This is a genomic window from Acinetobacter sp. TR11 (assembly GCF_027105035.1).
Classification (GTDB): domain Bacteria; phylum Pseudomonadota; class Gammaproteobacteria; order Pseudomonadales; family Moraxellaceae; genus Acinetobacter.
The window spans coordinates 3,255,624-3,281,249 of the sequence record NZ_CP114256.1 but is presented as its reverse complement, the minus strand read 5'-3'; the positions used below and the strand labels follow the sequence as shown (position 1 = coordinate 3,281,249).

Here is a 25,626-nt window from a genome sequence, read left to right as displayed (position 1 = left end):
TGAATCGATGAAGTATAAAAGAGAACATACAACAACAGATAAAAAGAAGCCCCATCATCCTGACGGGGCTTCTTCATATTCAGTTTATTGTTGCTTATTTCCTATAAACAACCACGTCTTGTGTGTTCTTATTTTCAATGAGACTTCCTGTCTCTCTATGCTTTATATATTAGCGATCAAGTTGGCAGTGGAACAGACGTCAATCAACCTAATCAACGTACGCTTAGGCGTACAACTAAGCGATATGATACTTCTGTAATTTGGCAACGAGTGCTGCTAATCCTTTCACTTCAAATTCGTTGGCGTCAAAATTTTCGTCTTTATTACGTTTAAAGATGTCGCGAATTTCAATCACAGCATTTGGATCAACTAGACCTAAGCTTGAGGTTACTTGACGAATTTGACTGATTGAACGTGAGCCATTGGTTGAACCATAGCCGATAAAAGCCGCAGGTTTGCCTTGCCATTCTTTACCGACATAATCCAAGGCATTCTTCAGTGCTGGACTATAGCCATGGTTATATTCAGGGCTAATGAAGATAAACGCTTCAGCAACAGCAATTTTATCTGCCCACTGCTGTTGTTTAGGTTGATCATAGATGCCTGTCACTGGTGGGTGAGAGCCTGCAAATAAAGGTAAGCCCCACTCTTTAAGATCGACGATTTCGGTTTGAATATCTTTTAATGCAAGTTCAGTCGTTGCTTGTTGTACCCAATTGGCCACTTTAATTGCAGTCCGGCCTTCGCGAACACTACCAACAATAATATAAATGAGCATATTGAAATTCCTATGTGTTATTGCTTTGATTTTTAAAAATGAATGTCTTTAAATGATCTTATACTTTTCTTTAGCGTAAAAAAAAGCTCTCATTTGAGAGCTTTTTTGTTACATCAATGTGATGCCTTGCTGACCAGCCGGGGTGACTCTGAAAATTTCTACTTCAAAGGTAATATTTTTACCAGCAAGAGGATGGTTAAAATCAATTTCTGTAGTGTCGTCATTGACGGATTTTACGATGCCGAACAAGGTTGCTTTGGCTTTGTCTTCAAATTCAATCATATGACCAACGATAGGGCGTTGCTCAAATTTTACAGTATCGAAGATTTGGATATTTTCAGGATTCCAAGGACCAAACGCATCTTCAGGGGGTAAATGTACGGTACGACGATCGCCAGCACGTAAACCAAATAATGCCTTTTCAAAGCCAGGTAATAAGTTACCATCGCCAATCACGAGGCTGACGGGTTCTTCACGATTACGTGTATTGTCAATCTCAACACCATTTTCAATAGAAACAGAAAAATGTAAGTCGACTTTTGAGCCATCTTGAATACGAATTTCTTCGTTTGGTTGGATAATTTCAGTCATCTTAATTTTCCATGTTTGGGGTGCGTTTCTTTTCAAGGAAGAAGGTATCAATCAGTAGCAGAATCGTGCCTAAGGTAATGGCACTATCCGCAAGATTGAACGCAGGAAAGTGGTTATTTTGATAATAAACGTGGATGAAATCGACGACATAACCTAAGCTAACACGGTCAATTAAATTGCCAATTGCACCACCAAGAATTAACGCAATCGCCATTGGTAATACAATCATTTTCTTTGGCATACGCATCAACCAAAAAATAAAAATGATGGATACCACACCCGCCAAAGAGGTAAATAAATAACGTTGCCAACCACCCGCATCAGATAAAAAGCTGAAGGCTGCACCATGATTATGGAGTAAAGTCCAATTCAAAAAAGGCAGTACTGGAACGGGATCTGCATAATTTAAATGTGAGCTCGCAATCCATTTAGTCCATTGATCCAACACAATGGCAAGGACCGATAGCCCGAGCCAAAGTAAATTGTGCGGATAAAATTGAAACAAGCCTTTTTTTGCTTGTGTATTAGGCATACTTTCTCACTTCGCCACTGCCAGTGACGTTGACGATACAACGAGCGCATAATCCAGTATGACCAACGTGTGTATTTACATCTGGCAATACATGCCAGCAACGTACACATTTTTCACCATCTGCTGCGGAGACTTGGACACGTAATCCTGCAAGATCCGTGTTTTCACCTTGTTCAGCATAAGGGTGAACGATGACTTGAGAAGTAATCAAGACAAAACGTAGTTCATCAGCCAATTGGTTTAACAATGTTTGTAATGCTTCATCTGCCCAAAGTTCAACTTTTGCAGATAAGTTACTGCCGATGAGTTTAGCGTTACGTGCTGCTTCAATCTGTTTATTTACTGCTGATTTTACGCTAATCAATGTTTGCCAATCTGCTTCAGACAGTAAGTTTGCTGTTGATGCAGTTGGGATGTCATACCATTCAGCGGTAAACACATATTTACCTGTTTGTTCAGGAATCAGTGACCAAGCTTCTTGCGCGGTGAAGCTCAAGATCGGTGACATCCAACGAACAAAAGCTTGCACGATATGATATAGCGCAGTTTGTGCAGAGCGGCGTGCTTGAGAATCCGCTTTGGTGGTGTACTGACGATCTTTGATGATGTCGAGATAGAAGCCACCTAAATCATTGATACAGAAGTTGGTCAATGCGTTGGTGACAATATGGAAATTCATCTCTTCATAGGCTTGCTGAATGGTTTTTTGAACATCAGCAGCACGTTGTAAGATGTATTGATCCAATGCGATCAACTGGTCGACTGGTAAAGCATCTGTTGATGGTTTGAAGCCATTCAAGTTTGCCAACAAGAAACGTAAGGTATTACGAATACGACGATAACCATCTGATGCGCGGCTAAAGATTTCTTTACCTGCGGTCATTTCATAGCGATAGTCAGCAGATGCGATCCAGAAGCGTAAGCCATCTGCACCCATATCTTTGATAATATCTTGTGGGGTGATGATGTTGCCTAATGATTTAGACATCTTACGACCTTTCTCATCTACCACGAAGCCGTGGGTGAGAAGACCTCTGTATGGTGCACGTTGATTAATCGCAATTGAGGTGAGCAATGACGATTGGAACCAGCCACGATGTTGGTCTGAACCTTCAAGATATAAGTCTGCTGGATCTTGTAATTCTTCACGTTCACGCAATACTGCGTAATGTGTAGTACCTGAGTCAAACCAAACGTCTAAGGTGTCGCGTACTGCATTATATTGTTCAGCATCCGCACCAATAAAATCGCTCGCATCACGGTTATACCAACCATCAATCCCTTCTTGCTCGATCAGTTGTGCCACTTCTTCGATCAATTCAGGCGTACGAGGATGCAAAGCATTGGTATCTTTGTGTACAAAGAATGGGATTGGCACACCCCAAGTACGTTGACGTGAAATACACCAGTCAGGGCGACCTTCAATCATCGATTGAATACGATTTTTACCCCAATCTGGAACAAATTCGATGTCATTTTCAATTGCATTCAGTGCCGTTTGGCGCAGGCCTTTGGCATCCATGCTGATAAACCATTGTGGTGTTGCACGGAAGATAATCGGAGTTTTATGACGCCAGCAATGCGGATAGCTGTGTTTGATTGGCTGATGCGCCCACAGACGACCGACTGCACCCAAAGCTTCGATAATTTTTGGATTGGCTTTATAAATGTGTTCGCCTGCAAAAATCGGTGCAGTTGGTAAATATACGCCATTACCACCGACTGGATTTTCAACTTTTAAGTTATACAGTAAGCCCACTTTATAGTCGTCTACACCATGCCCAGGAGCGGTATGTACGGCACCTGTACCACTGGTTGCAATAACGTGTTCACCTAAAATAACAGGCACTTGGCGATCAGTAATTAGAGGATGTTGTAATAGAACATTTTCGATAGCCGAGCCTTGAAAATCAGCCAATACCACTGGGTTTTCAAGCTTATAACGCTCAATTGCAGATTCAACCAGATCTTTGGCAAGAATAAAGTTTTGTGAGCCGCGGTCAGTTGTAACTTGCACAAGTTGATAATCAATATCGGCATGTACTGCAACTGCTTGGTTGGCAGGCAATGTCCAAGGTGTAGTTGTCCAGATCACAATATCCGTTACATCTTGGACATTTACACCAAGACGGCTGCTTAAATCTTTAAGATCAATAACCGTAAAGCCAACATCAATCGCATCTGATTTTTTATCTTCGTACTCAACTTCTGCTTCAGCCAGCGCAGAACCACAATCCAAACACCAGTTCACTGGTTTTAAGCCTGGTTCGATATGACCTGCTTTTGCAATTGCGCCAAGCGAACGAACAATGTCCGCTTCTTGCTTAAAGTTCATGGTGAGGTATGGATTATCCCAGTCACCAAATACACCCATACGCACAAAGTCTTTTTTCTGTAATTCGACTTGGGTGTAGGCATATTCACGACACGCTTTACGGAAAGTGGAGGCATCGACTTTAACGCCTACTTTACCGACTTTTTCTTCGACTTTCAGTTCGATTGGAAGACCGTGACAGTCCCAACCTGGTACATAGGGCGCATCGAAGCCATCCATAACTCGGCTTTTAATAATAATGTCTTTGAGGACTTTATTGACGGCATGACCCAAATGGATTTGACCATTGGCATAAGGAGGGCCGTCATGAAGCACATATTTTTTCTTGCCAATACGCGATGCACGAATCTGCTGATAAATGTTGTCGGCATACCACTCTTCTAACCATTTGGCTTCACGCACAGCCAAATTTGCTTTCATGGCAAATTCAGTATCAGGCAAATTGAGTGTGGCTTTATAATCCACTGCATTTTCAGGAGTTTGCTTATCGCTCATGCAAGTTTTCTTCCAGTTTTATCAGTCTAAACTGACATGTATTACAAATGAAATTTAAATTTAAAAAGGAAATTTTGGTGTGCGTTCACGATAGTCTCGTAATTTTTGCACATCATCATCGATTCCAGCTTTGAGTGCTTCAAGCGAAGGGTAATTCAGTTCACCATGTAGATAGTGAAGGAAAGTGACCCGCATCAATAAGCCATACAGATTAGCAGAAACATCAGGAAAATGTACTTCTAATCGCCACTCTGGCTGCTCTTGTTTGATGGCTGGGCGTGTCCCCACATGACCTGCACCAAATAAACTGTCAGCTTGATAGCCTGCAATTCCGTTCAAAGCAGGATCAGTGTGTTTTGTTTTTGCAGTGAGTGAGGCATTTTCACAGACCACATCCACTGCATAAATCCCGTTTAAACACGGTTTATGACGGTTTAAACGAACATTAATCGTTGGAAAATCAAGGGTACGACCAATCTGATCGCCATATTGCACACGCCCTGTAATGCTATAAGGGCGACCCAACAATTTTGCCGCTAATGCCAAATCACCTTCTTGTAGAACCTGACGGATACGGGTTGAACTGACACGTTCATTATTTAAAGCCACAGTATTTAAATTAGTGACATCAAAGCCGTAGTTACGCAAGAATTCGCTATTGCCTTGGCGGTCTTTGCCAAAATGAAAATCATCACCCAGTACTAAGCTTTGTGCATTGAGTTTTAATTTGAGTAGGTCGGCAAATTCTGTCGCATTCAAACTTCTAAAATATTGATCAAACCTTGCGACAGCAATGTAATCTACACCGAGCTCTGTTAAATATTCTACTTTTTCTCTAAGCGAGCTAATACGTGGTGGAGCATCATAACCTTTAAAAAATTCAAGAGGTTGTGGCTCGAAAATCATCACTAATGTTTTTAAGCCTTTGGCATCTGCCAATGTTTTGAGCTGGCTAATCATCGCTTGATGGCCAAGATGGACACCATCAAAATTGCCAATCGTTACCGCAGTTGGGGGTAACTGAAAATCTGGCGATAATGCGTTGAGACGAAGCAACTTCATGGGCGTTAAATTCAGCGAATTTTGCAGAGGCTATATATTGCCATATTCTCAGCGTTTCGTCTTGTTGTTGTGTTTTTACACAGGAATTTTTCAATATTTAGAAGTTTTATATCAATTAAAATGATTCATTAAATAAAAATAAATCAATTTTTCTTATTTTTGGATTGAACTAAAATAACTTCATAGTCGCTTGATATTGAGAAAGAGATGAAAAAGCCGTTTTATCAGCTAGAACAAACGATAGATGTGATTCGCCATTTTACCCCAAACTGGTTTACTGCAACCATGGGTACGGGTGTGGTGGCGATGATTTTAGCACAGCTACCTTTTGCTTCATCTCTGTTATTTATGCTTGCGACTAAATTATGGCAATTCAATATCCTGTTATTTAGCACATTCACTATTCTTTATGGCTTACGCTGGATTCTATTTCCAACCGAAGCCAAGCAGATTTTTACTCATCCGAATATGAGCCTATTTTTGGGTGCTATTCCGATGGGCTTAGCCACGATTGCCAATGGTTTTCTCAGTTTCGGTACGCATTTATATGGTGATATTGCCGTTCAAATTGCCACTTACCTTTGGTATATCGATGTTGTTCTTGCGGTGGTGATTGCGTGGGTGGTGCCATTCTGTATGTTTAGCTGCCAAGATCATCAATTACAACGGATGACTGCGGTATGGTTACTCCCGATCGTAGCGTGTGAAGTCGCTGCTAGTTCTGCGGGTCTACTATTAGAGCACTTAGCTGCCGATCAACATGCATTAACGATCTTGATCACAGGTTATGTGTTGTGGGGTATTTCAGTATTACCTGCTTTTGCAATCTTAACGATTTTGATGTTGCGTCTGGCTTTACACCAGTTACCTGAAAAAGAGGTCGCAATTTCTAGCTGGTTATGTTTAGGGCCGATTGGAACAGGGGCATTAGCGTTATTATTACTGGGTGAACAAGCACCACGTATTATGCAGGCGATGGGTTTCGAAGGTTTAGCGACATTACTTCCAGCCTTGGGCATTGTGGCAAGTTTGGTTTTATTAGGTTTTGGTTTATGGTGGTTTGGGATTGCGATTTTGACCACACTACGTCATATGCGCACTGGCATTCCATTTAACTTGGGTTGGTGGGGACTGACTTTCCCATTCGGTGTATTTATCTTGGCGATCTTTAATTTGGCGCATCAGTTAAATATTGATTTTTTACAGTATGCGGCGGTGATCTTAAGTGTATTGTTAGTTGGTTTGTGGGCATTGGTGATGAAAAAAACGTTGGCAGGGGCGTATAGTGGTCAATTATTTTTCTCTCCTTGTTTGGTCGCCTTACAGCAGAAGATGCAATAATATCGAGGTGTGCCGAAGCACACCTTTTTTGTGTCTCTATTTTGATTTGAACGAGTCTTTTTTATGAATGCTGATATTGCTTTGATTATGGCCTTACCGAATGAATCTAAAGGTTTGTTTGAACAAGCGGGCATTGAAGTCCATTACAGTGGCATCGGCAAAATTAATGCAGCATTCAAAGCCTTTGAGGTGATTCAAAAGACGGGATGTAAAACGCTGATCAATTTAGGCAGTGCAGGGAGTTCGCACTTTGATGCACATAGTTTGGTTGAGGTGATTACTTTCGTGCAGCGTGATATGGATGTATCTCCCTTAGGTTTTGCCGTGGGTGTCACGCCAATGGATGATGAGATTCCAGCAGAGATTCATACTCAGCCACATTTTGAGCTTTTACCCAAAGGCATTTGTGGTACGGGCGATTCGTTTGAAACAGGGATTCCTAAAGTCAGTTGTAACCTTGTCGATATGGAGGCTTATGCTTTGGCCAAAGTGTGTCAAAAGCTCGGAGTGCGTTTGATTTCAGTTAAATATATTACTGATGGCGCCAATGATACTGCGCATCTGGACTGGGAAGAGAACCTGTTGCTGGGTGCACAAAAATTACTGGCGCTGTATCAAGCGCATTTTTAAAGGCAAAGGTCTAACGCTGTAGTGTGTATGGGTGGACTTTTGCGTATCGGTAGATTGTTGAAATTAAATAATATTTTTATTTATTTGTATGATGTTCATTATGTTAAATAAAATTTATAAAAGGAAAAGTTTGCTTAAATTTCTCGGATATATGTGGATTATTTTTTAGATATTCAATGGATTGTTCTTGCGTAGAAATAGGGTCAAAAATATCTACTCCCCTTAGATAGGAGATGCCTTCTAACGCTATTTTTTCTGTTTTTGATAGCCCAGAGCTTGGCACAAAGCCAATAACTAAATGAATCTTCGCTAGTGAGTCTTCGAAATTTATAAGATCAAACATATAAAGCGGTATTTCATCTTGATCTAAATCGTTGATACAAAGCTCAATCCATTGTCTAAACTCATTTAAATTAATTGCTTCTGAAAATAGACACCCAATAGCAAATCCAAGATCAGAACTTTGTTCTTTATATATTTTCCACATATTTAAATTTATCTAAAATTAACATAATACACCTTATACGAGATCGAAAACAGGTGTCTTAAGCTCCCGTTTCTAATATACTTTTTAAAAATTTCATATAACGCCCATTGTGTTAAATAAAAATATTAATTCATAATTTATACTATAAAAAAATTGGTGGTGTTTCAAAATGTATGCTGATCATTTTAACATCACTATACAAAACCGTGGTTAATGTAAAAGAATCCAAGATTAAAAGCTTTTACATGATTCAATACCTTCTTCGAAAAACAGCATGTTCTTCTTACTGCTCGCCTTATGCGGTGTCTTAATCGGCAGTTGTTTCCTTCTATCCCGACTGTATAATATTTCCCTTCTTGGTCCGGCTTAAAAATTTTGATGAAACTTTCCCAATGATCACTCGATATACAATCATAAGTAATACCCAGTTCTTCTAAACGGTTTTTTAGCCTTTGTGCTGTATGAGCATCTCTTCCTCCCCATACAAAAGCCACTATTTCTCCGCTACTTCTATCATAGACGTACTGTAGCCAATGCTTATCTTTCTTGTTGCCTACAAATGTCCAAAATTCATCAACTTCCAAGCATTTATAATGAGTTCTTTGAGGAATTATTTCATGATTTGATTGTGTAAGCGTTTTAAGTATCTTGCCAATACTAAACCTCGTAATCTTTGCAATATCCCGAATGCCACAACATCGCACAAGCATAAGCAAAATCAATTTGACCGCTTTTGAATGACAGCCTAAATACGTCAAATTATGGTCACCCACAAACTGCCTATTACATTCTTTACAACGATAGTTTTGCTTACCATCGTGTTTAATGCCATTCTTCTTTATACTTGTACTCTGGCATCGAGGACAATGAAGTTCTATTTCGATTTTCACACATTTAAATATAGCTGAATTGTTCCTCGTTGCCTCCTTTTCTTATGAGCATACTTTTTAGAACACCACCAAAAAATTAATTGAGCGGACTAAATGAATATTGATGCAAGCAGAGATCGTGGTCAAATTGATAAAAAAATTATTGAGAATTATGCTGAATCGATTGGGTATAAATTCCCCAAATCTTATGTTGAATTACTCAGTAAACACAATGGATTAACACCTGAAAAGAACTATTTTGAGTTTCAAGATCATAACAATGAGATCACAGATAGAGACGTATATTTTTATAGCTATGGGTACGAAGAAATAGAAGTTTGGGATGAAGAAGATCGTAAAAAGTATGAGGATTCTATCAAAAAATATGAAGCTATTGAATTAAATCAGCCTGATGAACACATGTATGAATTTATGGATAAACATATGGTGATTTTTGGAGAATGTGCAGGTGGTGACCAAATAGCTTTTGATTATAGAGACAACTTTAATACGGATGAGCCACATATTGCTCTAATTTATCATGATGACCTTATCGAAATATCACCAACAGAAAATAAGTTAAGAACTATAAAGCTAGCAGACAGTTTCACTTCTTTTATGGCATTGTTGAAAGAAAATAATTTTTAAATATTTCTAAAATTAACATAATACGCCTTATGCGAAATGCTTGTGTTAGAACCCATTTAAAATGTCTATATTCTCACCAATAAAAATGTCTAGTTTATGATGGTTTAACCATCATGGACTGGATATGAAATATAGATGCTGATCACTATGTCTGACAAAGAAATACAACGTCTTGCAGTCCTGCAAGACGTTCGAGATCAACGTATTACCCAAGTTCGTGCTGCTGAAATCCTCAATCTTTCAACTCGTCAAATTACCCGGTTATTACAAAAGCTCAATCAAGATGGTGTTTCAGGTATGGCGCATGCCAGTCGTGGTCAACCAGGTCATCATCGCCATGATGATTTATTAAAATCAAAATGTCTTTCCATTATTTCTGAGCATCTGCTGGGATTTGGACCCACCTTGGCCCATGAGAAGCTCAGCAGCATATTTGACCTGAATATCCCGGTAGAAACGCTTCGGCGCTGGATGACGGTAAATGATCTCTGGATTCCGCGATCCAAGCGCCTGAAACGTCCATATCAGCCTCGTTATAACCGAGATTGCTTCGGTGAACTGATCCAGATTGATGGCTCTTATCATGACTGGTTTGAAGGACGAGCAGCCAAATGCTGCTTGTTGGTTTATATCGATGATGCCACTGGAAAACTATTGCATCTGCGCTTTTGTGAGGCGGAAACCACTTTCGACTATATGCTTTCCACCCGAGCCTACATTGAACAATATGGCAAGCCTCTGGCTTTTTATAGCGACAAACACTCGGTATTCCGAGTGAATCAGAAATCGAGCCAAGATAGCCAGATCACGCAATTTGGGCGGATTCTGAACGAGTTAAACATAGATATTATCTTTGCCAACTCACCTCAGGCCAAAGGTCGTGTAGAGCGTGCCAACAGAACACTTCAGGATCGCCTGATCAAGGATATGCGTCTGGAAGGTATTAGTTCGATTGCCGAAGCCAATGCTTGGCTACCCTGCTTCATTGAGCAGTTCAATCAGAAGTTCGCCAAGTGTGCGAGAAACCCAAAAAACTTGCATCGCCCTTTAACGGAATCTGATGCTGAGCTAGATGATATTTTCACCTGGCAGGAACCACGTAAAGTCACGAAGAACCTGACCATCACCTATGACAAGTGTATTTATCTGCTTGAGCCAACACCAATCAATCATAAGCTTGTTGGGCACTACATTTCATTTCTGGAGTACCCGGATGGCACTGTGGCCATCATGCATGAAGGACGGAAGATTAACTATAGCGTCTTCAATAAACTGGCTGGACTACAGCAGAATGAAGTGGTTGAGAATAAAAGATTAGGCTCAGTTCTGGCCCATATTCAGCAACAACATGAAGAGTTGGAAAAACAAAATAAACGTACTCGTGCCAAGAAAAGTATGCCAAGCCGTAAAGCTCAGAAAGCTGTGATTGAACAAAGAAATTTAAATCCTGTTCTTGACTCTTGTGGTTAAAAACAGGACATTTTAAATGGTTTATCGCATAGACATTTTAATTGGTGAATAACAGTTTGAAGTTTCCTCTTTAGCATCAATATCTTAAAGTAAGCCATTCTAGAGTTCAGCGCACTGGAGCGGCTTTTTCGTGACTATTCATTTTCCATGTATGTTTCTTAATCAATGTTCCACATTTTTGATTAGCTTAGTTGAATAATCACCTTAACCATTTGGCAAGAAAAAAGCGACTAACAAAGTCGCTTTTTTAATGTATTTCAATCGCTAAAATTAAGGCTTTTAACGGAATAAAATTTAACGTGGTATCACGCCATATAGCATCAGGTGAACGGTGTGCTCGATGGTACGTTGGTACATACTACGGTTACGCAAGGTTTTGCCCGTAACCATTTCCATTTGGGTTGCGAAATCCGCATAGTTTTGCGTAATTGCCCAAATATTAATAATTAACAATTCAGGGTCAATTTCTGCTGATAATTTACCTTGCTCTTGCCACGTTTGAATGACTTTAGTTTTACGTTTAAATAACTTCTTCAAAGGGCCTTTTAAGATCGGCAAAATATGCGGTGCGCCCTGAATAATTTCGAGGGCAAATAAACGAGAAGCCTTTGGCTGATCACGTGAGCTTTCAATTTTTTGAATTAAATAGTGAGTCAGAGCTTCAGTCGGCTCAAGTTCTGATTCTAAGGTTTGTAAAGGCGCGAGCCATTTTTGCAGTACGGTTGTCAGTACTTCAACGTAAAGTGACTCTTTATTTTCATAATAATAGAAAATATTAGACTTATGCATATTAGCAAGCTGTGCAATCTCGTCCAAACTGGCACCGCTAAACCCATAGACGGAAAAAACATCGAGGGCAGCATTCAGCAGTTGATTGCGCTTTTGTGTACTTTTTTTCTGTTCCATCTGCGAGCTTGATTCAAAAAATGTCATTGACATTGTAAGATAAATTGTCCGATTTGTGCACAATAACACAGTTTTTTTGTCGAAAAATACGCAGTTCTAAGATGAATTGAAGCGATCTAATTGATAATACTTGAAATCTAAAAAATGAATTACATATTTTGTAAACAATTCAGTGTTAAATGCTGATCAATAAGCTCATTTTTTGATGCATATCCAGCAGGTTTTATGATCATAGTGCGGTTTTAAGTTGCTAAAACCGCATCTAACACTTGTTGTTCCAACTGCGCAAATGCAATAGTTTTCTTACGTGGTCGTGGTAAATTCACTTGAAATTGATGTGCAATATGTCCTTGATCTAGCAAAATAATTCGATCTGCCAATTGTACCGCTTCACTCACATCGTGTGTGACCAGAATTGCAGTAAAGCCTTGTTCTTTCCAAAGGCGTTCAATCAAGCTTTGCATTTCTAAACGCGTTAGAGCATCCAAAGCACCTAATGGTTCATCGAGCAATAAAATTCTTGGCGAATGTGATAAAGCACGCGCTAAAGCCGCTCTTTGACGCTGACCGCCTGAAAGTTGAGTTGGCCACTGCTTCGCCTTTTCTTTTAAACCCACTTTTTCTAATAGTGTTTCTGCAAGTTGATATTTATCTTTTGATAAACCTAATTGTGCATTTTGTAATATATTTTTCCAAGGTAATAAACGTGGATCTTGAAACATCACACGAATATCATCACTGCTAATGCCTTCACGAAAGTTTCTTGCGGATTGGAATTTAATCTCGCCATAGCTAGGTTTTTCTAGTTGGGCAATTAATCGAAGTAAGGTGCTTTTACCACAACCACTGCGACCTACTATGGCGACAAATTCACCTGCTTGAATATTTAAGTCTAAGTCCTCAAGTACTTTGACTTCACCATAAAACTTATACAGTTGTTCAATCAGAATATTTGCACCATTGCTATGGCTTGCAGTAGTCGATGCTTCAGATTCACCAAGGGGTTGAATCAAGGGATTTTCATAGAAATTTAAATTTAGATTGCTCATATAGTTGACCTTTTTATTTTTGATAGCCTGCATGCCAACGTAATAAATATCGCTCTAGCGCTCGCGCCAATACATCCGCTAATTTTCCAAGTATGGCGTAAAGTAAAATACCGACCAAAACGATATCGGTTTGTAAAAATTCACGTGCATTCATGGTCATATAACCGATTCCTGCTTGAGCGGAAATCGTTTCTGCCACGATAAGCAGTACCCAAACCAAACCTAAAGCAAAGCGCAGTCCCACTAAGATAGAAGGCATTGCGCCGGGTAGAATGATCTCTTTATACAATTGCCAGCGATTAAGTCCGTAGCTTTTACCCATTTCAATCAACTGAGGGTCTACCGAGCGAATACCATGATAGGTATTGATGTAGATTGGAAAAAATACACCTACCGCGACTAAAAAGAGTTTGGCTGTTTCATCAATACCAAACCACAAAATTACTAGCGGAATGAGTGCTAGCGCAGGGATATTACGGATCATTTGCAATGTAGTATCAAGTAAGGTCGATGCAATGCGTGATGAACCATTAAGTAGTCCTAAAAGTATTCCGAGACCACCACCGACCAATAAACCAAGCAGTGCACGACCTGCGCTGACTTTAACATGATGCCAAAGTTCGCCACTGATCAGTAAGTGCCAAAAAGCACTCACTACAGCAGTTGGAGCAGGTAACACACGGCTTTGTAATAGACCTGAACTTGAAGCAGCTTGCCAAATCAGCAGCAATAAAATTGGAAACAACCAAGGCAGGAGACCTTTGCCTAATTTTTGTGTTCCACGTGAAACATTATTTAGAAATGGCGTTGTTCTCATGCCTCCTCCTTAACCAAGCCTTTTTGTGTTTTGACCTCAGGCACATAGTTATTGGCAATGATTTCACCAAAAGGACCTGTGAGATGTGGCTGTGCCAATTTCTCACGAGTTTTGAGTGGCAGAAGAGGAAATACCAATTCTGCAAAACGAATCGACTCTTCTAAATGCGGATAACCTGAGAAAATAAAGGTATCAATCCCCAAGTCAGCATATTCTTGAATACGTGCAGCAACAGTTTCTGGATCGCCGACTAAAGCCGTACCCGCACCGCCACGAACTAAACCGATACCTGCCCATAAGTTTGGTGAGACTTCTAATTGATCTTTACGCCCGCCGTGCAAAGCTGCCATACGTTGCTGCCCGACCGAGTCCATTTGTGCAAATTTTTTCTGCGCTGCTGCAATAGTCTCATCATCTAAATATTGAATCAGTTCATCGGCAGCAGCCCAAGCCTGTTCATTGGTCTCACGAACAATGACATGCAAGCGAATACCATAATTCAGGATGCGCCCTTTGGCTGCGGCTTTTGCTTTTAAATGGTCTATTTTTTCTTTTACTGCCGCAGGCGGTTCACCCCAAGTTAAATAAGTATCGACTTGTTCGGCTGCAAGTTCAGTCGCGTCTGCGGATGATCCACCAAACCAAAGGGGTGGATAGGGCTTTTGCACAGGTGGATAAAGTAATTTTGCTTCATCGACACTGAGTCGTTCACCATGAAAAGTAAACGACTCACCTGTATGGGAGCGAGTCAGAATTTCACGCCAAATTTTGACATATTCAGAGGCAGTCTGATAACGCGTGCTGTGATCTTCATATAGACCATCGCCCTTGAGTTCCTGCTCATCACCACCTGTTACAAGATTGAGTAAAATACGACCATTGGATAGGCGATCAAAGGTAGCAGCCATGCGCGCTGCCAATGCTGGTGTCGTAATTCCGGGACGTAGCGCCACCAAAAACTTTAATTGTTTGGTTGCATCAATGAGGCTGGCTGCTGTGATCCATGGATCTTCACAAGAACGACCTGTTGGAATCAGTACGCCAGCATAACCAAGGTTGTCGACAGCAACGGCGATTTGTTTCATATAAGCATGATCGACCTGACGTGCGCCCTTGCTGGTGCCTAAGTAACGGCTGTCACCATGAGTGGGGATGAACCAGAAAATATTCATGTCGATATTCCTTATGAAGAATGAGATCATGTGAATGAGACAGATTGCATCGTGTTTTAGATTGCAATCTGCATGGGGGATAAAGCACTTTGATTGATCACAATCAAAACCGATGAGAAATTACCTAAAGTAGACTCTCAATTATTGAACTTGGTTTTTTAATACAGCATCTGCAATGACCAATTGCTTTGGAATTAATTTCTGAGCAAAAAAGGCATCAGCGACGTACTGCTGTTCTTTTTCGACTTTTTCAGAAATTGGCTGAACGCCAAAACCCATGCGAGAAATTGAAGTTTTTAAAACATCGAGTTCAAGTGCGGTTGGTTTTTCGAGTAATTTTGCAGCATCATCAGGATGGGTCTTTACCCAATCTGTGGTTTGATTCAATGTTGTCACCAGTGTTTTTAGAACTTCGGGATGTCCTTCCGCAAACTTACGATCAGCTAAATAGAATTGATGATTGTTGACCAAATGCTCGCCGTTTGCGATCACACGTGCATGGATTTGATGCTCTGCTGCTGCGAAGAATGGATCCCATATCATCCAAGCATCGACTGCGCCTTTTTCAAAGGCTGCGCGTGCATCTGACGGTGGTAAATAAACAGGCTGAATATCATTTAAAGTTAAATTATTGGCTTCTAGTAATTTCAATAAAAGATAATGAACGTTTGAGCCTTTGTTCAATGCAATACGTTTACCTTTCAGGTCTTGTACAGATTGTATTGGTGAATCTTTTTGAACGATTAAGGCTTCTGCTTTCGGTGCAGGTGGCTGATTTGCGACGTAGACCAAGTTAGGATTTGCTGCTTGGGCAAAGATCGGAGGCGCTTCACCGGCCTCGCCAAATACGACACTACCTACATTTAAGCCTTCTAAAAGTTGGGGGCCGGCTGGAAATTCAACCCATTTTACATTGACACCCTGAGCAGCAAGATTCTTTTCTAATTCACCTTTTGCTTTGACAATCGGCAAAATGCCATACTTTTGAAAGCCGATATTTAATGTGGTGGTTTCTTGTTTTGGTGTTGCATGCTGCTCAGGTTTTTTTGCACAACCTGCAACGCCCATTAAGCCAGCAATAGTTGCTGCGATGATGGTTGAAGTTGCCCATGAGCGATTGATAAAAATAGCCATGTTGATTGTGCTCCCCAGAAAATTACAAGATCTAAATAAGTTGAGCAATTAAACTAAAACTTTTTTTAATGCATAAAAAATAAATAATTGGGCTTTGCTTATGATGAAAATTGCAAAATAGAAAAATAGATAATGTTATTGAGAAGATGAATAAGCATTGAAATTTAATTAGCACTTAAGTTTTTGTTTTATATTTTTATTTTTAAAAAATCAGTGCGCTTATTTTTCTAATGAGCTGAATAAAAATAGAAAAGAAAGAAGTCAAAAGATATCTTTATCAGAAATAAAGATATCTTCAGATCAGATGTTATTAGAGCAAAACTTTTTTAAAGACTAGAGAATTACGCTGATAATTGTACAGCGCTTGTCGAGCATTCGGTAAATCATCAACACTTGCTGGGCTGAAACCCTGCTCTAAAAACCAATGTGCGGTACGGGTCGTGAGAACAAACAGTTGTTGAATACCCTGTTGTTTTGCTTTGGTTTCCAAAAATTGCAAAATTTGGCTACCACGGTTCGATTTACGATAACTCGAGTCGACAGCGACACATGCAATTTCAGCGGATTGAATTTCGCCAATTGCAGCAGGAAGTGGATAGAGTGCTGCACAGGCTAAGATCATGCCATCTCGTTCAATCACTGCGAACTGTTCTATTTCACTTTCAAGACGTTCACGTGAACGATAGACTAAAATACCTTCCTGTTCGAGTGGACGTAATAAGTTGATTAAACCACCCACATCATGAATATTAGCAATGCGTACTTCTTCATAGTGGGCATCTGTGATTAAAGTGCCAATCCCGTCGCGTGTAAATAGTTCTTCAATCAAAGCACCATCATAAGTATATGAAATGAGGTGAACACGGTGCACCCCAGATAATGAAGCTTGTTGAGCTTGTTTGAGGTGTAAGGCGAATTCTGGATATTGTGTTTGGTATTGTTGAATATAAGGTTCAAGTTGATACGAGCTTAATTCACGTAATAATTGTTGTTGCTCATTCATTAATCCTTGTTTTTCACCCAAGAAAATCAATTTATCGGCTTGTAATGCAGTTGCTGTTTTGGTCGCGACTTCTTCCGCCAATAAGTTAAATACTTCTCCAGTGGTTGAATAACCTGTAGGTCCTAGTAACACAATATTGTGATTATCTAAGTGGCGTTGAATCGCATCGGTATCAATTGAACGGACTTCGCCTGTGAGCTGAAAATCAACCCCATCCCGAATGCCATAGGGTTTAGCCGTTACAAAGTTACCCGAAACCACATCAATGCGAGCACCATACATGGGTGAATTTGCTAAGCCCATTGATAGAAGAGCTTCAATTTCTAAACGAATCGATCCAACTGCATTCATGACACTACGTAGTGATGCACGAGTTGTCACACGACGACTTTGATGAAAAGGCGTTTCAATTTGGCTTTCACGAAGATTTTGATTAATTTGTGGGCGTGCGCCATGCACCAAAATCAAACGAATCCCTAAAGAATGCAATAGGGCAATATCATGAATAATATGCTGAAAGTTCTGGTGTAAGACGGCTTCACCGCCAAACATAAGCACAAAGGTTTTATCACGATGGGCATTAATATATGGTGCTGAGTGGCGAAACCAATGCACATAATCTTGCGTTGTACTATGTGAAGTTTCAGTCATTTGGTTCGCCATGTTCATCTCAGATATACATCAATTTATCTGATTCTAACGAAAAAAATAAAAAGATAAATCTATTCCTAAAACAACGCTTCAACTTTGTACAGTCATCGTCTGAGAACGTGTTTAGAACCCCATGATGCGGATAATACTATTATCATCAGAGTTGACTAAAATAAAATCATTATTGATTTTATACCATTGCTCATTACGACCGGGACGTGGGAGATTATTATCTTTATAATCAACTTTGTAGCCGTTTCCGCGATAATGCTGTGGCATGACGTAACCTGCTTGCCAGCGATGTTGTTTTAAACGCTCGACACCACGTTCTTCACGCATACGACGTTCACGCATACGGTTTTCATCATCTGGACGGTCAAAGTTACGACCTTGCCAGCCACCACCGCGTGAGTCATCATCACCATCAAAATGTGGACCTGCAAAACTACCCATACTACTCAATAGGGTTGTTGAACCTAAAACCAAGATAATGAAAAATTTTTTCATGATGCACCTTATGGACTTCGGATGTCTCTCATGTGAAAACTGTACCTTAAAAATGCAGAGAAACTGTGAAGATCAATTCATTATTCCATTAAAAAGATGGAGATCCTTAAGCAATTTCTCTAGAAAAGCATCATCGAAGCCCGTATTTAATATCGTTTAAATTTATTATATTCAATTAGTTAAGATTGAGCGTCAATACTTTGCCCATTCATATCTAAACTATCATCACCCATCAAATAAAGATAAGCAGGCATAATACTATCCGGCGTTGGAAGAATTTTTGGATCTTCTTCTGGGTAAGCCTTTGCACGCATCGCTGTACGGGTACCGCCTGGGTTAATGCAGTTAAAACGAATGTTTGGATAGGTGTTTTCTGCTGCAAAAATCTTACTCATTGCTTCGATTGCAACTTTAGAAACAGAGTATGCTCCCCATAAAGCACGAGCTTCACGACCTACACTCGAACTGGTAAATACCACTGAAGCATGTTCAGATTTTTCAAGCAGTGGTAATAATGTTTGAGTTAACGCGAAAGGTGCACGTAAATTTACGGCCATGACATCATCCCAAACATCAACAGGGTAATCCGCTAGTTCAACTCGATCACCTAACATGCCCGCATTATGTAAAATTCCATCCAAGCGACCAAATTGTTGCTCAAGCGTATCGACAAGAAGCTCATAGTCATGACTGGATGCAGTTGAAAGCTGTAATGGCAATATTGCAGGCTGTGGTGCACCTAAACCTTCAATTTCATCATAAATGACTTCAAGTTTATTCAGGCTACGTCCATGCAAAACCACAGTTGCACCATGAAGGGCATAACTAAGAGCAGCAGCTCGACCAATTCCATCACCTGCACCCGTGATGAGAATGATACGATCTTTGAGTAGATCTGGACGAGGTTGATATTCTGAATATTTCATTGTTATGCCTCCTAGTTCTTATATTGAATGTTTAGCTCATCATACCCTGATTTTCTGATAATGCAGAGATTTTCTGTTTTAACAGTTGGTGTAATTCAGGGACAGTTTGAATAATTGCATCTGCTTGCCAAGCGTTCAGATCATCACGAGATTCTATTGGTAAATACCCGTAAGCTGCCAAAATGGTATACATCTCTGCATTTCGACCTGCATCAATATCACGTGGATGATCACCCACATAAATAATTTTTTCTGCATCGATGCCGAGATGCTGAGCTGCTAAATACATCGGTTCAGGATCGGGTTTGGTATGTGTGACATCTTCAGGACAAACCAAAACTGCACAGCGTTCGGTTAAATTTAATTCAGCCAATAATGATTCACTTAAACCACGTGGTTTATTGGTCACAATTCCCCAAGGAATCTGGTTTGCTTCAAGTTCTTCGAGCAGAGGATACATCCCAACAAATAAATCCGTATCCACCACAATATTGTCACCGTATACATCTAAAAAGCGCTGGCGATGGGCTAGAAAGATGGGATCGGTCACATCCAATTCTGGATACACTAATTTGACCATTGCCCGTGCGCCTTCAGACACTTGAGTGCGAATGGTTGCTGCATCAACAACAGGACGCTGTTCATCACGGCACATTTGTTGAATGATGCGAATAAAATCTGCAGCAGTGTCGATCAAAGTACCATCAAGATCAAATAAAACGGCTTTCATTAGGCACCTGTATTTGTGGTATAAACCATATAATTCACATCTACGTTGGGCGCTAACCAATAATGCTTAGTGATAGGGTTGTAATGTAAGCCAGTCATTTCTTTTAGACTCAAGCCTGCGTTACGAATATCATGCGCCATTTCTGAAGGACGGATAAATTTATGATAATCATGCGTACCTTTTGGTAACAAACGTAGGACATATTCTGCGCCAATAATTGCGAATAAATATGATTTTGGATTGCGATTAATGGTCGAAAAGAAGACGTGTCCACCCGGTTTAACCAGTGTTTGACAGGCTTTGACAATTGAGGCTGGATCAGGAACATGTTCCATCATTTCCATACAGGTCACTACGTCATATTGTCCTGCTTGTTGTTGCGCTAACTCCTCGACTGGGATTTGACGATATTCAATATTTTGCACATTGTCTTGCTGTGCGTGTAAACGTCCTACAGCAAGCGGGGCTTCGCCCATGTCGATCCCTAAAACATCAGCGCCACGACGAGCCATACTTTCTGCCAAAATACCGCCACCACAGCCAACATCAAGCACTTTCTTACCTGCTAAGCCACCAACACGTTCGTCAATCCAATTTAAACGTAAAGGATTGATTTGATGAAGTGGGCGGAACTCAGAATGTTGATCCCACCATTTGGCAGCCAATGCTTCAAATTTTGCGATTTCTTGTGGGTCAACATTCAATTGTGACATGGAAATACCTCTGTATTAGGATGATTATTTCGGTTTAATCTGTTGTTAGTGTAGCGCTTCTTGAAAAAAAAGCGATAAATCCAATAAAAAACTTCACACAAGCAAAACGAATTAGTCGTGTTTGATTTATATTTAGCATATAAACTTACGAAAAATGCTTAGAGGAAAAGCAAACTCAATGAAAAAGTTAGTATTAGGTGGTTTAAGTGCAGCTGTAATGGCATTTTCGATGAATGCAATGGCTGTTGATTTTGTTGCTGGTAAAGACTATACCGTGGTTGCCAATCCGGGTAAAACAGCTGCGCCAGCGGGAAAAATTGAAGTACGTGAATTCTTTTGGTACGGTTGCCCGCACTGCTTTAAGCTTGAACCACATATGCAAACGTGGTTAAAGAAGATTCCAAGCGATGTATATTTCCTCCGTACGCCTGCAGCTATGAATAAAGTATGGGAGCAGGGTGCTCGAGGTTACTATGTGTCTGAGGCACTAGGTGTACGTAAGAAAACCCATATTCCATTATTCCATGCCATCCATGACGGCGGACAACAAATTTTTGATCAAGCATCACAAGCAAAATTCTTTGCCCGTTATGGCGTGCCTGAACAGAAATTTAACAGTATGTTTAACTCTTTCCCAATTACTGCAAAAGTGGCTGAGTCAAATAAATTGGCACAGCAATATCAACTTACGGGCGTACCTGCTGTTGTTGTAAACGGTAAGTATGTTGTGCAAGGTGAAGATGGCAAAGTGACACAAGTTGTTGATTATCTATTAGAAAAAGAACGTAAGGGCAAATAGTAGCTTCATTTTTTGTTCTGAAAATACCCCGTCGTGATGATGGGGTTTTTTTATATCAGTGCGATAATACAAATTTATTAGATAACTCCATGTTCATCATTTGAGTTAGCTAAATCAATGGACGCTAGTTTTGAGAATTTAATAATTTACATAAATCAGCAGCAAAATTCTTGGAATGAGAGAGTTGTGTGGTGATACGTTGGGCATCTACAAGCATTTCTGGGCTAAGTTTGGTCGATGCAATATCCCGATTTTCTGCCTTTTTTGAACCATTACTTTTAGCAAGATCAAATAAAATATAAGCGATTTTATAATTTTGAGGAATTCCTTGTCCCTTACTATACATAAGAGCCAACTGATATAGTGCAGAAGCATGACCTTGTTCAGCCGATTTTTTGAACCAATAAATGGCTTGAGTATAATTTTTACTAACTCCTAGCCCCTGATTATACATAAATCCTAAATTAGATTGAGCTGCAGCATAACCTTGTTCAGCCGCTTTTTGATACCAAGAGAAGGCTTGAGTATAATTTGGTGAAAAATCTAGTCCGCCCCTAAGATACATAGTTCCTAAGCCGTCTTGAGCAGGAGCATGACCTTGTTCAGCAGCTTGTTGATACCAATAGATGGTTTGATTGTAATCTCGGGCAATACCTTCTCCTTTCTTATACATCACTCCTAAATTATATTGGGCAGGAGCATATCCTTGTTCAGCAGCTTTTTTGAACCAATAGATAGCTTGGGTATAATTTTGAGTAACTTCTTGTCCTTTCTTATACATCACTCCTAAATTAAATTGAGCAGAAGCATCTCTTTGTTCAGCAGCTTTTTTAAACCAATAGATGGCGGGAGTATAAGCTTGAGCATCCCCTTTTCCATTAGCAGACATAAGTTGTAAATTAGATTGAGCCGAAGAATCGTCTTGTTTAGCTAAAGGTTTAAATTCTTTTAGAGCAGTTTGATAATTGTCTTTGTTCTGAGCAGCTACACCTTCATTTGTGCCTGCATAAGCTAAAGTTGTGATCGATAGTAACGATGCACAAATCATTTTTTTCATTGTATCCCCAAAAATCAAAAAGTTATTATTTTTAATATATAGAACCAAATTAAACCATCTAGACAGATGGTTTAAAAATCATTATCACCTTAACAGCCATCATCAAAAGGATTAAAGGGTTTCACTTCGAAATCTTTGAAATAGGTAATATTTCGTGTCACACATTAGATGATGAGTTTTGCTATTTCAGAAACTCATCCAGATCGATTTGAACTTTTTGTGTCGGTAAAGACAGAGCTTGGTTTACATACAGGTTAATCAGCTTCTCACGAGAACCAATTGAACGCTGGTAATAGCTTGAATTCAATAGCAAAGCTGCGCCGTAAGTCAGAGACCAAATATAGGAAAGATAATCACGAATCGACATATCATAATTCTGTGATTTTAAATATTTTTCAGTCATATCTTTGAGCGAAATAATACGCTGTTGACGGATCGCATAAAGCTCATCGAACAAATGTTTGAGCTTGGACTCGGTCATCGTCAGATGCTCTTCTAACTGATGCAATAAAATCGTGCGACTTGGTGAGGTTAAATGATAAAGCATATAACGAGGCGCATATTCTTTAACATCAGTGTTATATTTTTCTGAAATTTTTAAAATTTCTTTTTCATTTTGAATAATCAGTTCCAATAGTAATTCATTTTTACTGCGGAAATGTTTATATAAAGTACCTTTAGCAATATCTAGCTCGGCAACCAGTTCATCCAAGGTCATTTCTTGGTTATTTTCTAATAAAAGTTTTTCCGCAACCTGCAAAATTTTTTCTTTACGAATTAAGAACTGAGTATGACGATCAGGATTCATGATGCTTATAAGCTCCTCATAGTGTTCTAAACGGCATTTGCATTAGTGTCTTATCAATCATAACGCTAAGCAATGCTTTTATATATCAAACTTTAGCTTTGATAAGATCAGGCGTTTTGTGGTTCCCAGTTCGAGATACCTCGGAAAAGTAAGCGGACTTGAGTCGCTGCATTGTCAATAAATAAGTTTTGTTGTTCTAACAAACGATCAATTGGAAATTGTTTCGGTAAGTTGATCCACGTCATTGCCCATGTAAATGACATATTAATCAAAATCGTGGATAACACTTGTAAATCTTTGGCTTCTTGAATGTGTTTAAAGGTATCGAGTTTACACAAATCAATTGCAAGATCTTCAATCAAAAATTCAATTTCACGCGCAATTGCGATACGAACGGTTTCAGAGCCACCCCAACGTTCTGCAATCATAAATTGCCATTGTTGTGGGCTGTGATTGACGGCCTGTACAAACAATTCAATGCTTGTCCGTGTTTTAGCAGATCCGCTATGTTTTAAATAGCTTTGCCCCAATTGATGAATCAAGCTTTTTAAATGCAAAGACACTTGGTCAACCAGTTCTTGCCCTAATGCCTCCATATCTTGGAAATGACGATAAAATGCCGTTGGGACTAAGCCAACTTCACGTGCAACTTCACGCAAACTAATACTACTAAATGAACGCCCAGAAGTACTGAGGTGGAGCGCTGCATCAAGTAAAGCCTGACGACTCTGTTGTTTTCGTTCATCTCTAATCGACATGAATAAGATCCATTAAAACCATACGCTAGAGTCTAGCAAAAAAAACATGATTTTTTTAGCTTTTATCCATTGCTAAATCATATGCATTTGTGGTTTTAGCAAAATAAATCGTTTTTTTAAAAAATAATAAATGCTAGATCGTGATCAATTTTCAAGAAAATTGAAATGTTTATAGTAACGAACAAAAAATATTCAAAAAAATAAGTGTACAAGTGTTGACTCAGTGAACGCAAATAAATATAGTGTACATATGTTCACTACACGAACATTTGTTCACTCAAAATAAATAGCCAGATACAAAACGAGGAACGTATGAACGCACAGTTAAGTTATCAGCCACATTGGATTCGCGAAGATTTTGTGGATTTTATCCTTGCAAAGGTTAACCCGATGTGGACTTTGCGCCGCATTATGGCAAAAATCGAAGCGATTGAGCCTATTGCCGATGAAATGATCAAGGTCACTTTAAGCAGTAACAATAAATTTACAACCTACCAGCCTGGTCAATTTGTGATGGTGACGGTTCGTATTGATGGTGTGCAGCATCAACGAGCGTATAGCTTGGTGAGTTCACCAAGTCACGACAAATTGGTATTAGGTATCAAAAAACAAGGTCGAGTATCTAACTATTTAGCCAACAGCGCATGTGCTGGTGATGTGATTGAAATTACTCAGGCGATGGGCGAATTTACGCTAAAAGACTTTGATACAGAAGAAGGTAAACAACCAATTCTTTTGGTATCTGCAGGTAGTGGTATTACGCCGATTATTCCGATTGCGAAACAGGCATTAGCACGTTCAAATCAACCTGTGACATTGATTTATTACTCACGTGATCCAGCGTTCCGTACTGAATTGGAAACACTGGCAGCAGAATATGCGCACTTTGACCTACACATTATTGTCGATAGTGCTGAACAACCTGCTTATTTTGATGAAGAAACTTTGGACCGTTTGTGTGCCGATGCTGTTCAACGTCAAACCTATGTGTGTGCTGCTCCAGGATTGATGAAAGCGACACGTCAAATTTGGGCGAAGCGTGGTTGGTTAGACCGTTTAACACAAGAAAGCTTCTTGCCAGTGACGATGGATGTGGATGCCCAAATCCAACCGGTCAATTTCCGTCGCAGTATGCAAGAGTTTGAAGGCCGTGGCAACTTGTTAGCCAGCGCTGAAGCTGCTGGTTTGAAACCATCTTTTGGTTGCCGTATGGGGATTTGTAATACCTGTGTTTGTACCAAGGTCAGTGGTGCAGTGAAAAATCAACTTACAGGTGAAATCGATAACCAAAACAATGTGCAAATCAAGTTGTGTGTGAGTGAAGCAGTCAGTCCTGTTGAGATTGACCTTTAATTCAT

At 39.8% G+C, this 25,626-nt stretch carries 26 protein-coding genes; 6 read left to right on the top strand and 20 right to left on the bottom strand.

Features of this window, described 5'->3' with window-relative positions:
- Nucleotides 1-235: 235 nt before the first annotated feature.
- From O1450_RS15920 to ribF, 5 genes are all read right to left on the bottom strand, one after another.
- Nucleotides 236-778: an NADPH-dependent FMN reductase gene (locus O1450_RS15920; protein ID WP_269229198.1), complete on the bottom strand. Its 543-nt coding sequence runs from the start codon at nucleotides 776-778 to the stop codon at nucleotides 236-238.
- Between the two features lie 108 nt (nucleotides 779-886).
- Nucleotides 887-1,369, bottom strand: a complete 483-nt coding sequence (locus O1450_RS15915) for an FKBP-type peptidyl-prolyl cis-trans isomerase (RefSeq protein WP_269229197.1) — start codon at nucleotides 1,367-1,369, stop codon at nucleotides 887-889.
- Between the two features lies 1 nt (nucleotide 1,370).
- Nucleotides 1,371-1,901: a signal peptidase II gene (gene lspA / locus O1450_RS15910; RefSeq protein ID WP_269229196.1), complete on the bottom strand. Its 531-nt coding sequence runs from the start codon at nucleotides 1,899-1,901 to the stop codon at nucleotides 1,371-1,373.
- Nucleotides 1,894-4,731 (bottom strand): isoleucine--tRNA ligase, encoded by a 2,838-nt coding sequence (ileS, locus tag O1450_RS15905; protein WP_269229195.1) that lies wholly within the window; start codon nucleotides 4,729-4,731, stop codon nucleotides 1,894-1,896. Before ileS ends, lspA begins: the two co-directional genes overlap by 8 nt.
- A gap of 60 nt (nucleotides 4,732-4,791) precedes the next feature.
- Entirely contained in the window at nucleotides 4,792-5,793 is a 1,002-nt protein-coding gene (gene ribF / locus O1450_RS15900; RefSeq protein WP_269229194.1) for a riboflavin biosynthesis protein RibF, read from the bottom strand.
- Between the two features lie 207 nt (nucleotides 5,794-6,000).
- On the opposite strand from ribF, the gene O1450_RS15895 reads away from it, so the two are divergent.
- Both O1450_RS15895 and O1450_RS15890 read left to right on the top strand, forming a co-directional pair.
- A complete protein-coding gene (locus O1450_RS15895) occupies nucleotides 6,001-7,134 on the top strand; it encodes a TDT family transporter (RefSeq protein ID WP_269229193.1) in 1,134 nt (377 codons plus the stop codon).
- 63 nt (nucleotides 7,135-7,197) lie between these two features.
- Nucleotides 7,198-7,764 (top strand): phosphorylase family protein, encoded by a 567-nt coding sequence (locus tag O1450_RS15890; protein WP_269229192.1) that lies wholly within the window; start codon nucleotides 7,198-7,200, stop codon nucleotides 7,762-7,764.
- A gap of 103 nt (nucleotides 7,765-7,867) precedes the next feature.
- On the opposite strand, the gene O1450_RS15885 is transcribed toward O1450_RS15890, so the two are convergent.
- Both O1450_RS15885 and O1450_RS15880 read right to left on the bottom strand, forming a co-directional pair.
- The gene (locus O1450_RS15885; protein WP_269229191.1) at nucleotides 7,868-8,251 is read right to left on the bottom strand and encodes a hypothetical protein; all 384 of its coding nucleotides are present in this window, start codon (nucleotides 8,249-8,251) and stop codon (nucleotides 7,868-7,870) included.
- A 194-nt stretch (nucleotides 8,252-8,445) separates the two neighbouring features.
- Nucleotides 8,446-9,141 carry an IS1 family transposase gene (locus tag O1450_RS15880; protein ID WP_269228537.1) on the bottom strand — a complete coding sequence of 232 codons (696 nt, stop codon included), beginning with the start codon at nucleotides 9,139-9,141 and terminating at the stop codon, nucleotides 8,446-8,448.
- Nucleotides 9,142-9,234: 93 nt separating this feature from the next.
- Between O1450_RS15880 and O1450_RS15875 the strand changes: the two genes are divergently transcribed.
- Nucleotides 9,235-9,768 carry an SMI1/KNR4 family protein gene (locus O1450_RS15875; RefSeq protein WP_269229190.1) on the top strand — a complete coding sequence of 178 codons (534 nt, stop codon included), beginning with the start codon at nucleotides 9,235-9,237 and terminating at the stop codon, nucleotides 9,766-9,768.
- A 135-nt stretch (nucleotides 9,769-9,903) separates the two neighbouring features.
- Nucleotides 9,904-11,238 (top strand): ISNCY family transposase, encoded by a 1,335-nt coding sequence (locus tag O1450_RS15870; RefSeq protein WP_269229189.1) that lies wholly within the window; start codon nucleotides 9,904-9,906, stop codon nucleotides 11,236-11,238.
- A 294-nt stretch (nucleotides 11,239-11,532) separates the two neighbouring features.
- Here O1450_RS15870 and O1450_RS15865 read toward each other — a convergent pair whose 3' ends face one another.
- From O1450_RS15865 to ubiG, 10 genes are all read right to left on the bottom strand, one after another.
- On the bottom strand, nucleotides 11,533-12,144 hold the full coding sequence (locus O1450_RS15865; RefSeq protein ID WP_269229188.1) for a TetR/AcrR family transcriptional regulator: 612 nt from the start codon (nucleotides 12,142-12,144) through the stop codon (nucleotides 11,533-11,535).
- Between the two features lie 242 nt (nucleotides 12,145-12,386).
- Nucleotides 12,387-13,193 carry an ABC transporter ATP-binding protein gene (locus tag O1450_RS15860; protein WP_269229187.1) on the bottom strand — a complete coding sequence of 269 codons (807 nt, stop codon included), beginning with the start codon at nucleotides 13,191-13,193 and terminating at the stop codon, nucleotides 12,387-12,389.
- 13 nt (nucleotides 13,194-13,206) lie between these two features.
- Nucleotides 13,207-14,010, bottom strand: a complete 804-nt coding sequence (ssuC, locus tag O1450_RS15855; RefSeq protein ID WP_269229186.1) for an aliphatic sulfonate ABC transporter permease SsuC — start codon at nucleotides 14,008-14,010, stop codon at nucleotides 13,207-13,209.
- Entirely contained in the window at nucleotides 14,007-15,182 is a 1,176-nt protein-coding gene (ssuD, locus tag O1450_RS15850; RefSeq protein WP_269229185.1) for an FMNH2-dependent alkanesulfonate monooxygenase, read from the bottom strand. The genes ssuC and ssuD overlap by 4 nt, the downstream gene beginning before the upstream one ends.
- Nucleotides 15,183-15,323: 141 nt before the next feature.
- Entirely contained in the window at nucleotides 15,324-16,316 is a 993-nt protein-coding gene (locus tag O1450_RS15845; RefSeq protein ID WP_269229184.1) for a sulfonate ABC transporter substrate-binding protein, read from the bottom strand.
- Between the two features lie 310 nt (nucleotides 16,317-16,626).
- Nucleotides 16,627-17,982 (bottom strand): amino-acid N-acetyltransferase, encoded by a 1,356-nt coding sequence (gene argA, locus O1450_RS15840; protein WP_269229183.1) that lies wholly within the window; start codon nucleotides 17,980-17,982, stop codon nucleotides 16,627-16,629.
- 111 nt (nucleotides 17,983-18,093) lie between these two features.
- Nucleotides 18,094-18,477: an RcnB family protein gene (locus tag O1450_RS15835; protein ID WP_250753703.1), complete on the bottom strand. Its 384-nt coding sequence runs from the start codon at nucleotides 18,475-18,477 to the stop codon at nucleotides 18,094-18,096.
- Nucleotides 18,478-18,656: 179 nt separating this feature from the next.
- Nucleotides 18,657-19,403 carry a YciK family oxidoreductase gene (locus O1450_RS15830; RefSeq protein WP_269229182.1) on the bottom strand — a complete coding sequence of 249 codons (747 nt, stop codon included), beginning with the start codon at nucleotides 19,401-19,403 and terminating at the stop codon, nucleotides 18,657-18,659.
- A gap of 31 nt (nucleotides 19,404-19,434) precedes the next feature.
- The gene (locus O1450_RS15825; protein WP_269229181.1) at nucleotides 19,435-20,133 is read right to left on the bottom strand and encodes an HAD family hydrolase; all 699 of its coding nucleotides are present in this window, start codon (nucleotides 20,131-20,133) and stop codon (nucleotides 19,435-19,437) included.
- Nucleotides 20,133-20,846 (bottom strand): bifunctional 2-polyprenyl-6-hydroxyphenol methylase/3-demethylubiquinol 3-O-methyltransferase UbiG, encoded by a 714-nt coding sequence (ubiG, locus tag O1450_RS15820; RefSeq protein ID WP_269229180.1) that lies wholly within the window; start codon nucleotides 20,844-20,846, stop codon nucleotides 20,133-20,135. Before ubiG ends, O1450_RS15825 begins: the two co-directional genes overlap by 1 nt.
- 178 nt (nucleotides 20,847-21,024) lie before the next feature.
- On the opposite strand from ubiG, the gene O1450_RS15815 reads away from it, so the two are divergent.
- Nucleotides 21,025-21,645: a thiol:disulfide interchange protein DsbA/DsbL gene (locus O1450_RS15815; protein ID WP_269229179.1), complete on the top strand. Its 621-nt coding sequence runs from the start codon at nucleotides 21,025-21,027 to the stop codon at nucleotides 21,643-21,645.
- Between the two features lie 124 nt (nucleotides 21,646-21,769).
- Here O1450_RS15815 and O1450_RS15810 read toward each other — a convergent pair whose 3' ends face one another.
- The 3 genes from O1450_RS15810 to O1450_RS15800 form a co-directional block, all read right to left on the bottom strand.
- Complete coding sequence (locus O1450_RS15810) at nucleotides 21,770-22,702, bottom strand: tetratricopeptide repeat protein (protein WP_269229178.1); 933 nt, start codon at nucleotides 22,700-22,702, stop codon at nucleotides 21,770-21,772.
- Between the two features lie 181 nt (nucleotides 22,703-22,883).
- Nucleotides 22,884-23,510, bottom strand: coding sequence for a TetR/AcrR family transcriptional regulator (locus O1450_RS15805; protein WP_241284062.1), 627 nt, complete (start codon nucleotides 23,508-23,510; stop codon nucleotides 22,884-22,886).
- Nucleotides 23,511-23,617: 107 nt separating this feature from the next.
- Nucleotides 23,618-24,268, bottom strand: a complete 651-nt coding sequence (locus O1450_RS15800; RefSeq protein ID WP_018678343.1) for a TetR family transcriptional regulator — start codon at nucleotides 24,266-24,268, stop codon at nucleotides 23,618-23,620.
- 312 nt (nucleotides 24,269-24,580) lie between these two features.
- Here O1450_RS15800 and O1450_RS15795 point away from each other — a divergent pair, with 312 nt between their 5' ends.
- Complete coding sequence (locus O1450_RS15795; RefSeq protein WP_269229177.1) at nucleotides 24,581-25,621, top strand: ferredoxin reductase; 1,041 nt, start codon at nucleotides 24,581-24,583, stop codon at nucleotides 25,619-25,621.
- The last annotated feature ends 5 nt before the right edge of the window (nucleotides 25,622-25,626 follow it).

Bases quoted from the DNA above. Each gene is read 5' to 3' on its own strand.
- O1450_RS15920 (WP_269229198.1), bottom strand. From the start codon at position 778: ATGCTCATTTATATTATTGTTGGTAGTGTTCGCGAAGGCCGGACTGCA.
- O1450_RS15915 (WP_269229197.1), bottom strand. From the start codon at position 1,369: ATGACTGAAATTATCCAACCAAACGAAGAAATTCGTATTCAAGATGGC.
- lspA (WP_269229196.1), bottom strand. From the start codon at position 1,901: ATGCCTAATACACAAGCAAAAAAAGGCTTGTTTCAATTTTATCCGCAC.
- ileS (WP_269229195.1), bottom strand. From the start codon at position 4,731: ATGAGCGATAAGCAAACTCCTGAAAATGCAGTGGATTATAAAGCCACA.
- ribF (WP_269229194.1), bottom strand. From the start codon at position 5,793: ATGAAGTTGCTTCGTCTCAACGCATTATCGCCAGATTTTCAGTTACCC.
- O1450_RS15895 (WP_269229193.1), top strand. From the start codon at position 6,001: ATGAAAAAGCCGTTTTATCAGCTAGAACAAACGATAGATGTGATTCGC.
- O1450_RS15890 (WP_269229192.1), top strand. From the start codon at position 7,198: ATGAATGCTGATATTGCTTTGATTATGGCCTTACCGAATGAATCTAAA.
- O1450_RS15885 (WP_269229191.1), bottom strand. From the start codon at position 8,251: ATGTGGAAAATATATAAAGAACAAAGTTCTGATCTTGGATTTGCTATT.
- O1450_RS15875 (WP_269229190.1), top strand. From the start codon at position 9,235: ATGAATATTGATGCAAGCAGAGATCGTGGTCAAATTGATAAAAAAATT.
- O1450_RS15870 (WP_269229189.1), top strand. From the start codon at position 9,904: ATGCTGATCACTATGTCTGACAAAGAAATACAACGTCTTGCAGTCCTG.
- O1450_RS15865 (WP_269229188.1), bottom strand. From the start codon at position 12,144: ATGGAACAGAAAAAAAGTACACAAAAGCGCAATCAACTGCTGAATGCT.
- O1450_RS15860 (WP_269229187.1), bottom strand. From the start codon at position 13,193: ATGAGCAATCTAAATTTAAATTTCTATGAAAATCCCTTGATTCAACCC.
- ssuC (WP_269229186.1), bottom strand. From the start codon at position 14,010: ATGAGAACAACGCCATTTCTAAATAATGTTTCACGTGGAACACAAAAA.
- ssuD (WP_269229185.1), bottom strand. From the start codon at position 15,182: ATGAATATTTTCTGGTTCATCCCCACTCATGGTGACAGCCGTTACTTA.
- O1450_RS15845 (WP_269229184.1), bottom strand. From the start codon at position 16,316: ATGGCTATTTTTATCAATCGCTCATGGGCAACTTCAACCATCATCGCA.
- argA (WP_269229183.1), bottom strand. From the start codon at position 17,982: ATGGCGAACCAAATGACTGAAACTTCACATAGTACAACGCAAGATTAT.
- O1450_RS15835 (WP_250753703.1), bottom strand. From the start codon at position 18,477: ATGAAAAAATTTTTCATTATCTTGGTTTTAGGTTCAACAACCCTATTG.
- O1450_RS15830 (WP_269229182.1), bottom strand. From the start codon at position 19,403: ATGAAATATTCAGAATATCAACCTCGTCCAGATCTACTCAAAGATCGT.
- O1450_RS15825 (WP_269229181.1), bottom strand. From the start codon at position 20,133: ATGAAAGCCGTTTTATTTGATCTTGATGGTACTTTGATCGACACTGCT.
- ubiG (WP_269229180.1), bottom strand. From the start codon at position 20,846: ATGTCACAATTGAATGTTGACCCACAAGAAATCGCAAAATTTGAAGCA.
- O1450_RS15815 (WP_269229179.1), top strand. From the start codon at position 21,025: ATGAAAAAGTTAGTATTAGGTGGTTTAAGTGCAGCTGTAATGGCATTT.
- O1450_RS15810 (WP_269229178.1), bottom strand. From the start codon at position 22,702: ATGAAAAAAATGATTTGTGCATCGTTACTATCGATCACAACTTTAGCT.
- O1450_RS15805 (WP_241284062.1), bottom strand. From the start codon at position 23,510: ATGAATCCTGATCGTCATACTCAGTTCTTAATTCGTAAAGAAAAAATT.
- O1450_RS15800 (WP_018678343.1), bottom strand. From the start codon at position 24,268: ATGTCGATTAGAGATGAACGAAAACAACAGAGTCGTCAGGCTTTACTT.
- O1450_RS15795 (WP_269229177.1), top strand. From the start codon at position 24,581: ATGAACGCACAGTTAAGTTATCAGCCACATTGGATTCGCGAAGATTTT.